Source organism: Sediminibacterium goheungense (assembly GCF_004361915.1).
GTDB classification, from domain to species: Bacteria; Bacteroidota; Bacteroidia; order Chitinophagales; family Chitinophagaceae; genus Sediminibacterium; species Sediminibacterium goheungense.
This window is the reverse complement of sequence record NZ_SNWP01000010.1, coordinates 619,282-634,251: the sequence shown is the minus strand read 5'-3', so window position 1 is coordinate 634,251 and position 14,970 is coordinate 619,282. Positions and strand designations below refer to the sequence as shown.

Below are 14,970 nucleotides of genomic sequence, written 5' to 3'. Positions count from 1 at the left end.
TTTCATAGTCGGTTAAAAATGAATTAATTTGTTTTAAAAGTCTCTTATGAAAAAATATCACCGCTTGTATTCTTTCGTTCTTATTGTGATATTCACAGCCTTGCTTTCTATGCGGCCGTCTGAAAAAAGAGTATTGGTTTTTTTTGAAACCAAAGGCTATTACCATGAATCCATACCTACAGGCGTAGCCGCCGTTCAGTTGCTGGGTAAACAAAATGGTTTTGCAGTAGATACTTCCCGCAACTCAGATCCGTTTACAGATGAAAAACTCGCAACTTACGATGCTGTGGTTTTTATGAGTACGACCAAAGATGTATTGAATGAGGAGGAACAGGCAGCTTTTCAAAGATTTATTAAAAAAGGAAAAGGCTTTGTTGGGGTGCATGCTGCTACCGATACTGAATATGAATGGCCATGGTTCAATCAACTGGTTGGAGCTTATTTTAAGAGTCATCCCAAACAACAGGACGCGGTTTTACATATTGTCGACAAAAAACACCCTGCTACCCAACACCTGCCTGATACCTGGAAACGTTGGGATGAATGGTATAATTTTAAGGACATTCAACCCGGACTCAAGGTATTGATTACACTGGATGAATCGAGTTATACAGGTGGGGAAAATGGAGCCAACCATCCTATTAGCTGGTACCATTCCTTTGATGGGGGTAGAGCTTTTTATACAGGATTGGGACATACACATGAGTCCTATGCAGACCCCTTGTTTTTGAAACATCTGTTAGGAGGTATCAACTACGCAATCGGGAAGAAATAAATATTCAAATACTAATTGAAGAAATCTATTTCGGTATTGTACTTCAGCTTCGAAGCAGCTGACCACTCATAAATACTGGCCAGTTTTTTCCATTCGCCATTTACATTTTCATAGATCCAGAAAGCACCTTCTTTTGAAAAAATGGTGCTTTTTCCTATATAAAAAAAGCAGAGTGTATTGTTCCTGAGAAAGAAAGGCACAGAGAAATGCTGAATTTCCATACATATTTTCTGCTGGGGCTTCAGTTTGCTATTATCTGTTTTTGCTAATAATGGATCTACTGTATTCAATGGTATCATATAAGCAAACGGAAACATTTTCGCGGGCCAGCTCATGGTTTTTACAGCATCCAGCTGGCTCACGATATAACGTCGCTCTTCCAGTGTAAACCGGGTTTTTCGTTTCACATATGTCGCCTGATCTGGGTCCCATTCTTTAAATTCCTTATCGGATAAAAAACTCTGTTTTACTTTATTGATAATGTTCGAATCGACCCGGTCTGAATAGAAGAAAGTATCACATTCCTGGTAAGTGAATGGACGTTCGTAAAACCAGTTACTGTAAATATCTCTGATGAGGGAGGCGGAAGATGAACTCTGCTGGGCAGCCGACTGCAACGAGTAAAATAAGAGCAATACGATAATAGTATAGTAAGGTCGTTTCAGGGACGGCATTTTACAGGAATGGCTAATACCTAAAGTTATTCAATATTTCCATACTACAATCAGGCTCGGATTAGAACCGGATTAGAGTAGGGCCTGTAAAATATCGGCAAGGATATCGTCCCTGTGCTCCAGACCTACTGAAATCCTGATGAGCCCTGGGGTAATATTTACCGCTTGTCTTTCCGTTTCTGTGAGTTTGGCATGTGTAGTACTGGCCGGGTGTGAGGCAATGCTTCGGGTGTCGCCGAGATTAGCAGTGAGTGAGAGCATCTTAAGTTTATCGAGAAACTTTCTTCCTGCATCCAAACCTCCTTTTAATTCGAAACAAACAATACCCCCCCCATTCTGCATCTGTTTTTCTGCGATGGAATATTGCGGGTGCGATTTGAGGTAGGGATATTTTAGCCAGCTGATGGCCTCATGCCCCTCCAGTGCTGAAGCAATATGTAATGCATTGGATGCATGTCGTTCCATTCTTACATCCAGTGTTTCCAGACTTTTACTTAACACCCAGGCATTAAATGGAGAAAGGGCAGGCCCTGTACTTCTGCAGAAAAGATAAATGTCTTTGATCAGTTCTTTTTTACCCACTACCACACCACCCAGTACACGGCCCTGACCATCGAGCCATTTGGTAGCCGAATGTACCACCAGATCAGCACCATATTCAATCGGGCGCTGGTTAAGAGGGGTTGCAAAGCAATTGTCTACATTTAAAATGATCCCCTTGTTTTTGGCCAGCCTACCAATCATTTCAAGGTCAATGATGTCGAGCCCGGGATTGGTGGGTGTTTCGAGGTAAATCATTTTTGTGTTGGGGCGAATCGCAGCTTCCCATTCAGCAGCAGTTGCTGTTGCCGGAACATAAGTATAGTCAATGCCGTATTTAGGAAGATATTTCGATATAACCGTATGTGTACTGCCAAAAATAGAATTACAGGAAAGTAAATGATCGCCCTGCTTCAATAATGCCATAAAAGAGCCGAAAACGGCACTCATGCCGGAGGCAGTTGCATAGCCAGCTTCAGCACCTTCCAATACACATATTCTATCTGTAAATTCCTGAACATTCGGGTTGCTGAAACGGCTGTATATATTATCATCCGTTTCATCCGCAAAGGCCGCGCGCATCGATTCAGCATCCTCAAAACAAAAACTGCTGGTGAGAAACATAGGGGCAGCATGTTCCATTTCAGGGGTCCTGTTAATCTGGGTTCTGATGGTACGGGTAATTTTATCGGACATGAGAAGAATTTAAGATGTCTGATCTCTGATGGCTGATATTGGCTTTCAAAGATTTTTACAAATGTAATTCACTCCTGCCCTTATTTTGCTGTTGAAATGAGGAATAATCAGTTGAAATATTTTGAATACAAACAGGCGTTTGTATTGGAGTCGGGTTTATCTCTTCCTGCTCTTACCATTGCTTACCATACTTATGGAGAATGGAAAGGGCCTGCTTCTAAGGTAGTTTGGGTATGTCATGCATTAACAGCCAGTGCCGACTGTGCCGACTGGTGGAAGGGCTTAATTGGTAATGATTACCTCATTAATCCGGAAGATTATTTTATTGTATGTGCCAATATCCTGGGCTCCTGTTATGGAACAACGGGCCCTACCAGTATCAATCCCGCATCACAAACACCTTATTTCGCCAGTTTCCCGAATATCACCATACGCGATATGGTGCATGCACACATACTATTGCGGGCGCATCTGGGTATTGAAAAAATCAGTTTATTGATGGGAGGAAGCATGGGTGGCTATCAGGCACTGGAATGGGCATTGATAGAACCATCAGTGATTAAACGCTTATTCCTGATTGCTACTTCTCCTTCCGAAAGTGCATGGGGTGTGGCTGTACATACCGCTCAAAGACTGGCCATCGAGGCAGACAGCAGTTGGAAGGATGACCACGAAAAAGCCGGAGCTTTGGGTTTAAAGGCAGCAAGGGCCATCGGAATGCTTACCTATCGCAACTATGGCATATTTCAACAGGCACAAACCGATCCTGATCCTGAAAAAATCGATGATTTCCGGGCTTCCTCTTATATAAATTACCAGGGTGAAAAACTGGTGAATCGTTTTAATGCCTATTCGTATTGGTTACTCACCAAAGCCATGGACAGTCATCATCTGGCACGAAAAAGGGGAGGTGACCTGATTACAACCCTCAATCAGATACAGCAACCCACACTTATCATTGGTATTGATAGCGATATTCTTTGTCCGCTCGATGAGCAACGATTTATGAAAGAACATCTCCCGAATGCAACATTGGTAGAAATCGGGTCAACTTATGGCCATGATGGCTTTATTATTGAAACCGGTCAGATTACCGAACATTTGGGGCCGTGGCTGGAACAGAACCAAACTGCGTAATAACTGTTATTTTTGTATAAATGCATTTTTATGGGCATCCTCAGACAATTAGCAGAATACCTCTATCTTAAAAAGAAAGATCCCAATCAGCCACAAACGCAGTGGATGAAATATATGCATGGTATGAACCGTATTTCGTTGCTGATGTTTATCGCCGCAGTGATCATTATTCTTTTTAAACTGGTGATCCTTCCTCTTTTCCGGTAAAAGATTCAGTTCATATAGAAGTATCGTAAATTTCAGGAATGAAAATCAGGTATGGTATCCTCTTTTTTATGTTTTTTGCTGGCCTGGGTGTACCCAAGGCCCAAAGAACTGATACCATTGTGTGGCAGCCTGAAAGATCACTCAACTGGATGGACTATAAAGGTATTCCCGATCAGGAATCGCATTATTCAGCACTTACTCATGCTGAAATCAGGTATAAAGTATCTATGCAGCGCTCATTCGCAAAATTTGATTTTGCTACTTTCTTTTTAAAGAAAACATCCTGGACCAAACACACGCAGGACCCGCTGTTACTAAAGCATGAACAGATTCATTTTGATATTGCTGAGCTCCACAAACGCCTGTTTATAGAGATATTATCTATCCGGACTTTTTTTTATCGGGGTCTTGAAACAGAAATAAAAAGATTAGGTGATTCTATCAATACGGCAAGACATCTTATGGATAATGAGTTTGATAGCGATGTGGCTAATATGCGTGATCATATTAAAGTGAACAGGTGGAGCAGGCAGCTTACTGATGCAATTGATCGGTTAAGAAGTTATAACCGCAATAGTATTTTAATTGCATTACAGTAAAAACTAAATTTTTACCATACTGGTAATGTGCTTCGCTGTTAAAGAAGATGCATTGCCGCCTTCTGATAAACGGTCCCATAGCGCATGGTAGTCTGCTAAGATTCTGGCACGGTGTCGTTCATCATTTAATATAAGGTGTAGTTCTTTCACCAGGTTTTCAGTATTGAGTTCATCCTGTATCAGCTCTTTTACAATTAACTTATCCATGATGAGGTTCACCAGTGAAATATATTTAATATTGATCAGTCGCTTTGCAATCTGGTAGCTGATATTACTTCCTTTATAACAAACCACTTCCGGTACTTTAAATAACGCAGTTTCCAAAGTAGCAGTACCACTGGTTACCAATGCGGCAGCAGATTGAAGCAAAAGATTATACGTCTGGTTACTTACACTGCTGATATTGCTTGCTGTAGTTAAAAAAGGCATATAAAAATCATCTTCTAATCCCGGCGCTTTTGCAACCACAAACTGGTATTCAGGAAAATGAGCGGCTACGCTCAGCATAATCGGAAGCTTTTTTGAAATCTCCTGCTTACGGCTACCTGGTAATAAAGCGATAATGGGTTTTGAAGAACTTCTTGTTCCTTGTTGCTTAGTTTCTGTTCCTTTTATTTTTTTGTCTATTACTTCAATCAATGGATGTCCTACATATTCAACATCCCAGTTCCATTTTTTTTTATAGTAATCTTTTTCAAAAGGGAGTATGCATAACATTTTATCTATGCATTGTTTCATTTTCTTTACCCTGCTTTCTTTCCAGGCCCAAACCTGTGGCGAAATATAATAGGCTACTTTATAACCTTTCTTTTTGGCCCATGCTGCAATTCGAAGGTTAAAACCGGGATAGTCTATCAAAACCAGTACATCGGGCTGCCAGTTTTGAATATCTGTTTTACAAAATTGAATGTTCCTGAAAATAGTCGGCAGGTTTTTTACAACTTCGGCAAAACCCATAAAAGCCAGGTCGCGGTAATGCTTAACCAGTGTGCCACCAGCTTGCTCCATTAAGTCGCCACCCCAGCAGCGGATATTCGCCGCGGGATCTTGTTTTATCAGTTCTTTGATCAGGTTGCTGCCATGCAGATCACCGCTGGCTTCACCGGATATGAGGTAGTATTTCATGGTGAATGGTGAATGGTGAATGGTCAATAATCAATAATGCTAATGGGTAATTAAGCTGCAATGCATTCACCATTTACCATTGACCATTCACCGCTCTCTCTTTCCCCCGCAAATTACATTCCTTCGAACGCTTTCAAACTAATAAAGAATTTTTTTTCTGATTAACTAAAAAAATAGTTGTAAAACTAAATAATTAGTTTTAGGTTTGTTATGAGTATAAAAAATACCCCCATGAAACCATTAACAAAGGCCGAAGAACAGATCATGCATAGTATCTGGAAACTGGGCGAGGCTTTTTTGAAAGATATACTGGAACAGCAACCTGAGCCTAAACCGCATTCCAATACCGTGGCCACTATTTTGAAAATACTGGTAGAAAAAGGATTTGTGGGCATCACGCCTGTAGGAAGAATGCACCGATATTACCCCTTGGTATCAAAAGAAGCGTATTCATCCAGTACCATCAGAAACCTGGTGGAGGGTTATTTTGAAGGCTCTTTTAGCGAAGCAGTTTCCTTTATGGTAAAACAAAAAGACATCAGCATCCGGGAACTGGAACTGTTGTTACAGGAAATTAAAAACACCAAAAAATAAAGCATGTTAAGTACTGCCTATTATTTTCTGCAGGTGATTTTATGTAGTGCCATTATGATGGGTTATTACTGGTTGGCATTGCGCAATAAGAAATTTCACCAGTACAACAGATTTTACCTGCTGGCTGTGGTATTGTTATCATGGACGGTTCCTTTGATTAAAATTCAATGGATAACAACTTATTCCAGTGAGCAACAGGTGATTCGTTTTTTATCGGTAGTAGCCGATAATAATTCAGAAATAGAAGCAGTAGTAGAAAGTAAGGGATTTCACTGGAGTCTGGAGGGAATAGCTTGGTTTGTGTATTTATTAATGGGATTCCTTTTACTCATTCTTCTGATCAGGGCCTTTTACAGGATTTATGTATTGCTGAAAACAAATTCCTGTAAACGGGTGGAAGATGTATACCTTATCATCACACAGGCAGAGGGGACGCCCTTTTCCTTTTTCCGATATATTTTCTGGAATGAAGAGATCGATATCCGAAGCGCATCGGGTAAGCAGATCCTTCAACATGAACTTACGCATGTGCAACAGAAACATTCTGTTGATAAACTGCTGATACAGCTCATGTTGATTCCCGGATGGTTCAATCCATTTTTCTGGTTATTGAAAAAGGAAATGGAGATGATCCATGAATTCATTGCAGATAAAAAAGCGGTAGGTGATGGTGACACGGCTGCATTGGCGCAAATGTTGTTAACGGCGGTTTATCCGAAACATCGTTTCGACCTTACGCATCCGTTCTTTTTCTCACCCATAAAAAGGAGGTTGCAAATGTTAACCAATCATAAAAACCCAAGATTTAGTTATATCCGTCGCCTGGTGATATTACCCTTACTGGCGGTCGTTATTGTGTTGTTTGCTTTCCGCAATAAAGAGTACAGGGCAAAACATCCTATTTCAGTAAAAAATGTACTGGAAAGTGTAATCAATGATGTAAAAACATCTCCTCGGTCAGGTGTTATTATTAAAGATATTGATCTGGAAACACTGGCTCCCATGAAACTCAGTAAAACCTATCGTATCATTATCAATCCCGGTCATGGGGGAGAAGATCTAGGAGCAAGGGGGGTAAATGGTATTACAGAATCGGCATTAACATTACAGCTGGCAAAAATGCTGAAGGAGAAGAATACCAATCCCCAATTAGACATTATTCTTACCCGTAGCACAGATGAATTTCATAATGTAGTACAGGTAGCAGAAAAAGCAAATGCATTATCACCAGATCTTTTTGTATCCATTCATATGAACAGCGCTGCGCCTATCCGGAAAAATGGAAAGCAGATAGGATATAATCAACAGAAAGGCGCTGAAATTTATGTAGCCGATAAAGCAAAAGCCTTTGACTACGACAAAAGTTACCAGCTGGCCAACTGGATAGGGAATGTATTGACTGAAACCGGTACTACCTTTCAGGGTATTAAAAGCCGGAGCAAAGGTATTTATGTTTTGCAGGCCATTAAATGTCCGTCGGTTCTGGTTGAAGCCGGTTATCTTACCCATAAAGAAGAAGCAGCCTTACTACAAACAGCAACCTATCAGGAGAAAATGGTAAGAGCGATGCTGCAGGGTATTGAACGATATTTAGCTACCACTGAAAAAGGTACGGACTTAAAACTGGCAGAAATAAATCCTGATGAATCAGCTCAGAGAAAGGAAAGCATTCCTGGTATTGAATTTATGGCGAATCGTTTAACCCTTAAAGAAGATAAGCAGGGCAAAACTGAATATATAAAACTTGAAGGAAGTCCTTATTTCAAATTCCGTGATCAGTTTTCTTCATTAGAAGGAGTACTGTTTTTATTGGATGGGAAAAAAGTAAGTTATGATGATCTGCTTAATGTAAGTCCGGATAATATTCAGGAAATTAAGATCATTAAAGATCAGGCTTCCATACTGGCACTGACAAAAGAAGCGGTAACCGGTGTGATTCAGATTTCGAGTAAGCAGCCTGCAAGTTTTAAAGCCACTAGTGATCTTATAAAAGATGGCAAGCCTATACACTTCACTGCCGGTTTTGATGAAATAACCGGAAATGGTCTGGTGCAAAGGCAAGAGCCGGTTTCATTTCCGGGAGGTGATACTGCATGGCGTAAATTTCTTGAGCGAAACCTAAACAGAGATATTCCTGTTGAAAAAGGAGCACCGCCGGGTAAATATGTAGTGAAAGTTTCTTTTATTGTTGATAAACAAGGTAAAATCAGTGAGGTAAAAGTTGTAGATGATCCTGGATATGGTACAGCACCGGAAGTGGTTAGGTTGGTTGCCAAAGGACCTAACTGGAAACCGGCAACAGTAAATGGAAAACCGGTAGTGTCGCGATATGAAAAGACAGTTACTTTTATGATATCTGAAGAGTAATCTATCGGTGCGCTTGCCGGCAAACTGCTAAGGCCCTAATAAAGTAATATCTATTGAAATTTTAGCCACAAATGCACAGATTATACAAAAGTAATCTGCGCATCTGTGGCTAAAAAATTTATAAAAACCATTTAAACGATAACGTAATCAAAGCATAGATACAGGTCGCAATAAAAATACCCCTTGCCGTACGGTCTTTTTGCCGGTTGATATAAATGGTAAAAACCACGGCATTGGTGATAAGTGATAAACTGATAATACCTGTTAGCAAAGAGGGATTGGCACGAATAATATGCAGGAACTCCTGGAAACTAAACAACCTGAACTTCACCAGGTAGTATATAAAGAAGCCAAGTACAGGTGCCAGAAAGCCCAGTATCAGTCCTAAACGAAGATCATCTTTTTTCAACATCAGAATTTCCATTTGGTTTCGAGTTGCTGCTTCAGTTTGTAATTTGTTAAATCAAACTGAACAGGTACTACACTTACATAATTGTTTTTGAGAGCCCATACATCAGTATCTTTTCCCTTATCGAAGTTTACAAATTCACCGGTTAGCCAATAGTATTTTTTCCCATGTGGGTCTTTTCTTTCGTCAAATTCCTCTTCGTATTTCGCATAAGCCTGTCTGCATATTTTAATACCCTTGATCAGTTTTTCTTCTACTGCAGGGATATTTACATTCAGGCATAAATGTTTATCCAGTGTTTTGCTACTCAATAATTTCTGTACAATAATACTGGCATATTTACCGGCGGCTGAAAAATCAGCATCAATACTTAGATCCAATAAGCTGAAACCGATGCTGGGAATGCTTTCAATAGAAGCTTCCAGTGCAGCAGACATGGTACCTGAATAAATCACGTTGATGGAATGATTGGCACCGTGGTTTATCCCACTTACACAGATATCCGGTTTGCGATGCAATATTTTATCGACAGCAATTTTTACACAATCTACAGGGGTGCCGCTACAGCTATAAGCTTCTACGCCCTCAAATGCATTTGATTTTTGCAGACGAAGCAGTTGACCAATAGTAATCGCATGGCCCATACCGCTTTGTGGTTTATCAGGTGCCACTACCACCACTTTTCCCAATCCTTTTACAGCTTCTACCAATGCCCTGATACCAGGAGCGTTGATGCCGTCATCATTGGTAACAAGGATAACGGGTTCCTTCTTTTTGCTTGTTTTAGACATAAGTGCAAGATACAAACTTCAACCCTCCCCGACTCGCTTCGCTCGTCTCCCCTCCCTACGAAGTAGGGAGGGGTAGGGGGTGGGTTGAAAATAATTTTGGTAAAACTAAAAAAATTAGTATTTTGCAACTAAATCAGTTAGCTATGTCAAATGCCGGAAAGAATTTACGCTACCTGCGCAAGCTTCGTGGCTGGACGCAGGAAGAGTTTGCCAACAAGCTCAAAATCAAAAGATCATTGGTAGGAGCCTATGAAGAAGAGCGGGCCGAGCCCAGGCTGGAAGTGGTAAAACAGATCTGCCAGATTTTTAAACTGAGTATGGAAGAATTTCTATTGAAAGACCTAACGGCTGCCAAAACCGGAGGTTCTTATATGGAAAAACGCCGCCAGCTGAAAATGGAGGCAACAGTAGCCGAGATAAGCTTTGTACCTGTGAAAGCCGCAGCCGGTTATCTGGCAGGTTATGCTGATCCTGAATTTGTAGACGAACTGAACACATTTACCCTCCCCATGCTTTCGCCAGGTCAATACCGTGCTTTCGAAATAGTAGGGGATAGCATGTTGCCTACACCCAGTGGAAGTGTGATTGTAGGAGAGAAAGTAGAAGACCTTGAAGATGTGAAAAACAGCAATACTTATGTTGTGCTGTCTAAAAATGAAGGGGTTGTGTATAAGCGTATTATGAAAAATAACAGACTGAAAAATAAAATCACCCTTATCAGCGACAATCCACAATATGAGCCTTATAATGTTAGCTCTGAAGATGTACTGGAAGTGTGGAAAGCTGTCTATATCCTCCAGAAAGCCAATGCAGGCCCCCGTTGGGATGTAAACCAACTGGCCGGTATGGTCAATAACCTGCAGGAACAGGTAACTACACTGAAGAAAAAATTAAATTAAACATTACATAAAGAGAGTCATCAGTTTTACTGATGACTCTCTTGCTTTCGTGCCATTGATACATTTTTGCCTGCCGGACTGTCCTATTCCTTTATTTTTGCGCCACCATGAACCGTCTGTTTACGACATTGCTTGCCATCGTTGGCTGTTTTATTATTATCCATACCGATGCACAGGAAAGAAGTATTTCCGCATTAAAAATCAATAGTACCATAAGAATTGATGGGCACCTCGATGAAGCCATATGGAAAGAAGCATCAATGGCAGATAGTTTTATCCTGAATAGTCCGCAATTCGGTATACCCGCCAGTCAGCGTTCCAGAGTAAGAATATTATACAATGATCAGGCTATTTATATCGGTGCCTATTTATTCGATGATCCCAAATTGATCCGTAAACAGCTCACATCAAGAGATGGTGAGCAAAGAAATGATGTGGATTACTTCAGCGTTTTTTTTGATACCTATAATGATGATCAGAATGGCTTTCAGTTTCTGGTAACCACCAGAAATGTACAATCAGACGGCCGCCTCTTACCTAATCTCAATTCACAGTTTGGTCCACCATCAGATTATACATGGGATGCGGTATGGGAAAGTAAAGTACAGTTGCTGGAAGATGGATGGAGTGTAGAAATGAAAATCCCTTATTCTGCTTTACGTTTCTCAAAGAAAGACATTCAGGAATGGGGTATTAACTTTCAACGATATAGCAGACGAAACAATGAAAGCTCGTTCTGGAATAAAATTGATCCCAATCAGAATGGCTTTGTAAATCAGTTTGGTAATGTGCAGGGTATTAAAAATATTTTACCACCACTTCGTCTTTCTTTTCTGCCTTATGTAACTGCCGGAACAAGGGTAGTACCTTATGCAAGTGGTGAAAAGAAAACCGATTTCCTGCGTAATGGCGGAATGGACCTTAAGTATGGTATCAATGAAAGTTTTACACTGGATGCTACCCTGATACCGGATTTTGGTCAGGTTATTTCAGATAATGTAGTCTTGAATTTGTCTCCTTTTGAAGTACAGTTTCAGGAAAACCGCCCCTTTTTTACCGAAGGTATCGAGCTTTTTAATAAAGCAGGTTTATTCTATTCAAGAAGGGTAGGAAATACGCCGGGTGGTTATAATGCTGTGCGTAATATGGTGAATAATAATCCCAATCTATCTATCATTTCAAATCCTGGGATTACACAGCTCTACAATGCATCAAAATTTTCCGGTAGAAATAAAAAGAAATTAGGAATTGGTGTTTTTAATGCATTGGCGGCTCCCATGCATGCGGTTGTGGAAGATAAAACCACCGGTACACAAACGCGTATTGAAACAGAACCCTTAACGAACTACAATATACTTGTACTCGATCAGGCATTAGCCAATAGATCCTCGCTTACCTTTACCAATACCAATGTATGGAGGAGTGGTGGATCCAGAAATGCAAATGTGAGTTCTGCTGACGTAAGCTTATTTGATAAAAATAACCGACATAATTTTAAATGGAGCGGAAGGTATAGTCATATAACAGGAAAGGATAACTATAATGGTTTTACTCATGTGTTATCCTATGCAAAAGTGAGTGGGAAACTACAGTACCTGTTTCAGAATGTAGTAGAATCAGATCGCTACGATGCCAATGATCTCGGGTTTTTACTGGCACCCAATGAAGTAACTACCGTGGGTAGAATTAGCTATAATCAATTTACACCCACTAAAAAATTTCTTAGTTACAATTATAGTCTAACTCTTACGCCCACGTATCTGTATAAGCCTTTTGTGTATTCGAATTTTATGATTCAGGCGAGGGCATTCTGGTTCTTTAAAAATTTCTGGGACCTCAGTATCAATTTCAATTGGCAACCCGACTGGCAGAGAGATTATTTTGATTTGCGTACACCGGGTCGTATGATTCGTAAAACACCATATTGGTTTACCAGTGCCAGTGGAAGCAGTGATAGCAGAAAAAGATATTTTATAAGGTTTAATTTTGGTTTTGCAGAGTCGCCCATTCCGAATGATCCATATGTCGTAACGACTATTGGTCAGCGCTATCGCTTCAACGAACATTTTAGCCTTGATTTGGAATTGCGACGCGATAAAGACAACGGACAGTTTGGTTATGCATATCGCGACACAAACGGAGAACCCATTGCAGGACGCCGGAAAGTAACCAATTTTACTACCCTGATCAATGGTATTTACAATTTTACACCCAGAATGAACCTTACCCTTCGTGGGCGTCATTACTGGAGTAAAGTAACCTATCAGAGCTTTTATGATGTATCTCCCGAAGGATGGCTGATTGCCAAACCTTTTGTAAATGGGTATGATCAGAATTTCAATGCCTTTAACCTGGATATGTTTTATACCTGGGATTTCAAGTATGGCAGCCGTTTTATTATAGGCTGGAAGAACTGGCTGGGAACTGATTTCCCGATTTCCGGCTTGTCGCATAAAAATTATATGAATAACCTCCGGCAGGTATTTCAGCAACCGCATGGAAATGAAATAACTTTCCGTTTGATTTATTTTATTGATTATCTCAGCCTTCAAAAGAGAAAGAAAGAAATCTGAACAAGGGGGGGTTAATACATGGCAGTCGCCAGCCGGAATGTATTGCAATGTGCTTCTGTAATAATTCTTACATCTGGAGAATAGCCGCCTCCCATGGCAACGGTTACAGGGATATTGTTTGTACGAAGTATATCAAATACGAATGCATCCCTTTGTTTACATTCATCAAGCGTAACTTTAAGCTTGCCGAATTTATCTGTTTCAAGAATGTCAACACCTGATAGATAGAATGCGAAATCGGGTTGTACTTTTTGGATCAGATGGGGTAGTGCTTCTTGTAAAAGAGAAAGATATTCTTTTCCGGTAGTGCCATCTTTTAATGGAAGGTCGAGATCAGAATGTTCTTTGTGAAAAGGATAATTATGCGCACCGTGCATGCTGAATGTAAATACATCCGGGTTATTTTCAAACAATTTGGCTGTGCCATTGCCCTGATGAACATCCAGATCAATTATAATGATTTTAGCCGCTTTCTTTTCACGGAGCAGGTAGTTGGCTGCAACAGCCATATCATTCAACAGACAAAATCCTTCACCCCGATCTGCAAATGCATGGTGAGTACCACCAGCAATATTTAATGCAACACCATATTCAAAAGCATAATAGCAGCAGTCTATAGTGCCCTGGGTAATGACCAATTCTCTTTGCGTAAGCTCTGGAGATTGCGGGAACCCGATTCTTCTTTGCTCCGCTGCTGATAAGGTTTGGTTGATAAGTTTATCCAGATACTCTTTATCGTGCGTCAGTAAGACCGTCTCTGTTTTAACAGGAATGGGTGTAAAGAGATTTTTTTCAGAGATGCTACCCTCATGTAATAACTGCCCTGGAATGAGCTCATACTTTAACATTGGGAAACGATGTCCTTCTGGTAAAGGATGCGCATAAATAGGATCGTATGCAATCCGGATCATTTTAGTTTCATGATTGACTGGTTCACAATAGCAAATACATGATCTGTTTTCTTTGGCTCAATAAGTGCAAGCCCCGAAAAATGACTGAAAGCGGGCAGTATGCATTTTTTTTCTGTAAAGTAGAAACAGGGAAACCTGAGTGATTGTTTACCAGTGCCTCTCACAATACAACCCGGGTGAAGATGTCCGGCAAAAACAAATAATTCATCTGGTCCGTTAAAGTCAGCCTCATCATGGATAAAAAGAAAAGAGTTTGACAGATGTTGATCGACAAGATCAATGGATGCATTGCTGTACCAATCCTTTTTAAGAATATCATGATTGCCCTGTATCAACATAAAAGGGAGTGTTCGGAGATCATTTCTCCATTTGAGAAAGAAATCCATCTCTTTATTTTGAAGACTATGGAAAAAATCACCCACAATGATGACATTTTCGGGTTTGAAAAAACTGATTTGATGAAATAATCGCTGTAGGTCCTGTTGGTAAACCGACTGTGGTATCGCAATGCCACTCTTCCTGAAATGCCCGGTTTTTCCAAAATGTAAGTCAGCTACGATCAATGTTTTTTCTTCCTCCCAGAACAGCACCCTTTCAGGAGATAGCCAAAAATGATGATTCCGGATCATATGTAGTGTAGGAGCAGTCATAAAGTTTGTAAAGATAAAGATCA

General features: G+C 40.4%; 15 protein-coding genes. 8 read left to right on the top strand and 7 right to left on the bottom strand.

Going from position 1 to position 14,970, the window contains the following annotated elements; all coding sequences use genetic code 11:
* The first annotated feature begins 46 nt into the window (after positions 1-46).
* Complete coding sequence (locus BC659_RS02735) at positions 47-775, top strand: ThuA domain-containing protein (protein ID WP_133473073.1); 729 nt, start codon at positions 47-49, stop codon at positions 773-775.
* An 11-nt stretch (positions 776-786) separates the two neighbouring features.
* On the opposite strand, the gene BC659_RS02730 is transcribed toward BC659_RS02735, so the two are convergent.
* Positions 787-1,449 (bottom strand): hypothetical protein, encoded by a 663-nt coding sequence (locus BC659_RS02730; protein ID WP_133473071.1) that lies wholly within the window; start codon positions 1,447-1,449, stop codon positions 787-789.
* A gap of 72 nt (positions 1,450-1,521) precedes the next feature.
* Complete coding sequence (locus BC659_RS02725) at positions 1,522-2,685, bottom strand: trans-sulfuration enzyme family protein (RefSeq protein WP_133473069.1); 1,164 nt, start codon at positions 2,683-2,685, stop codon at positions 1,522-1,524.
* Positions 2,686-2,781: 96 nt separating this feature from the next.
* Here BC659_RS02725 and BC659_RS02720 point away from each other — a divergent pair, with 96 nt between their 5' ends.
* From BC659_RS02720 to BC659_RS02715, 3 genes are read left to right on the top strand one after another with little or no spacing between them, the layout of a single operon-like run.
* A complete protein-coding gene (locus BC659_RS02720; RefSeq protein WP_133473067.1) occupies positions 2,782-3,822 on the top strand; it encodes a homoserine O-acetyltransferase family protein in 1,041 nt (346 codons plus the stop codon).
* Positions 3,823-3,852: 30 nt separating this feature from the next.
* Positions 3,853-4,029, top strand: coding sequence for a DUF6728 family protein (locus tag BC659_RS16785; protein WP_162847334.1), 177 nt, complete (start codon positions 3,853-3,855; stop codon positions 4,027-4,029).
* Positions 4,030-4,067: 38 nt separating this feature from the next.
* Entirely contained in the window at positions 4,068-4,628 is a 561-nt protein-coding gene (locus tag BC659_RS02715; protein WP_133473065.1) for a hypothetical protein, read from the top strand.
* A gap of 3 nt (positions 4,629-4,631) precedes the next feature.
* On the opposite strand, the gene lpxB is transcribed toward BC659_RS02715, so the two are convergent.
* A complete protein-coding gene (gene lpxB, locus BC659_RS02710) occupies positions 4,632-5,753 on the bottom strand; it encodes a lipid-A-disaccharide synthase (protein WP_133473063.1) in 1,122 nt (373 codons plus the stop codon).
* A gap of 231 nt (positions 5,754-5,984) precedes the next feature.
* Between lpxB and BC659_RS02705 the strand changes: the two genes are divergently transcribed.
* On the top strand, positions 5,985-6,347 hold the full coding sequence (locus BC659_RS02705) for a BlaI/MecI/CopY family transcriptional regulator (protein WP_133473061.1): 363 nt from the start codon (positions 5,985-5,987) through the stop codon (positions 6,345-6,347).
* 3 nt (positions 6,348-6,350) lie between these two features.
* Positions 6,351-8,714 carry an N-acetylmuramoyl-L-alanine amidase gene (locus tag BC659_RS02700; protein ID WP_133473059.1) on the top strand — a complete coding sequence of 788 codons (2,364 nt, stop codon included), beginning with the start codon at positions 6,351-6,353 and terminating at the stop codon, positions 8,712-8,714.
* Between the two features lie 118 nt (positions 8,715-8,832).
* On the opposite strand, the gene BC659_RS02695 is transcribed toward BC659_RS02700, so the two are convergent.
* Together BC659_RS02695 and surE are read right to left on the bottom strand one after the other, a co-directional pair.
* A complete protein-coding gene (locus BC659_RS02695) occupies positions 8,833-9,138 on the bottom strand; it encodes a hypothetical protein (protein ID WP_133473057.1) in 306 nt (101 codons plus the stop codon).
* Positions 9,126-9,914: a 5'/3'-nucleotidase SurE gene (gene surE / locus BC659_RS02690; protein WP_133473056.1), complete on the bottom strand. Its 789-nt coding sequence runs from the start codon at positions 9,912-9,914 to the stop codon at positions 9,126-9,128. Before surE ends, BC659_RS02695 begins: the two co-directional genes overlap by 13 nt.
* Before the next feature lie 143 nt (positions 9,915-10,057).
* On the opposite strand from surE, the gene BC659_RS02685 reads away from it, so the two are divergent.
* Both BC659_RS02685 and BC659_RS02680 read left to right on the top strand, forming a co-directional pair.
* Positions 10,058-10,813, top strand: coding sequence for an XRE family transcriptional regulator (locus BC659_RS02685; RefSeq protein ID WP_133473054.1), 756 nt, complete (start codon positions 10,058-10,060; stop codon positions 10,811-10,813).
* Positions 10,814-10,920: 107 nt separating this feature from the next.
* The gene (locus BC659_RS02680; protein ID WP_133473052.1) at positions 10,921-13,386 is read left to right on the top strand and encodes a DUF5916 domain-containing protein; all 2,466 of its coding nucleotides are present in this window, start codon (positions 10,921-10,923) and stop codon (positions 13,384-13,386) included.
* An 11-nt stretch (positions 13,387-13,397) separates the two neighbouring features.
* Here BC659_RS02680 and BC659_RS02675 read toward each other — a convergent pair whose 3' ends face one another.
* Both BC659_RS02675 and pdeM read right to left on the bottom strand, forming a co-directional pair.
* Positions 13,398-14,297 carry a histone deacetylase family protein gene (locus BC659_RS02675; RefSeq protein WP_133473050.1) on the bottom strand — a complete coding sequence of 300 codons (900 nt, stop codon included), beginning with the start codon at positions 14,295-14,297 and terminating at the stop codon, positions 13,398-13,400.
* Complete coding sequence (gene pdeM / locus BC659_RS02670; protein WP_133473048.1) at positions 14,294-14,947, bottom strand: ligase-associated DNA damage response endonuclease PdeM; 654 nt, start codon at positions 14,945-14,947, stop codon at positions 14,294-14,296. Before pdeM ends, BC659_RS02675 begins: the two co-directional genes overlap by 4 nt.
* Positions 14,948-14,970 lie beyond the last annotated feature (23 nt).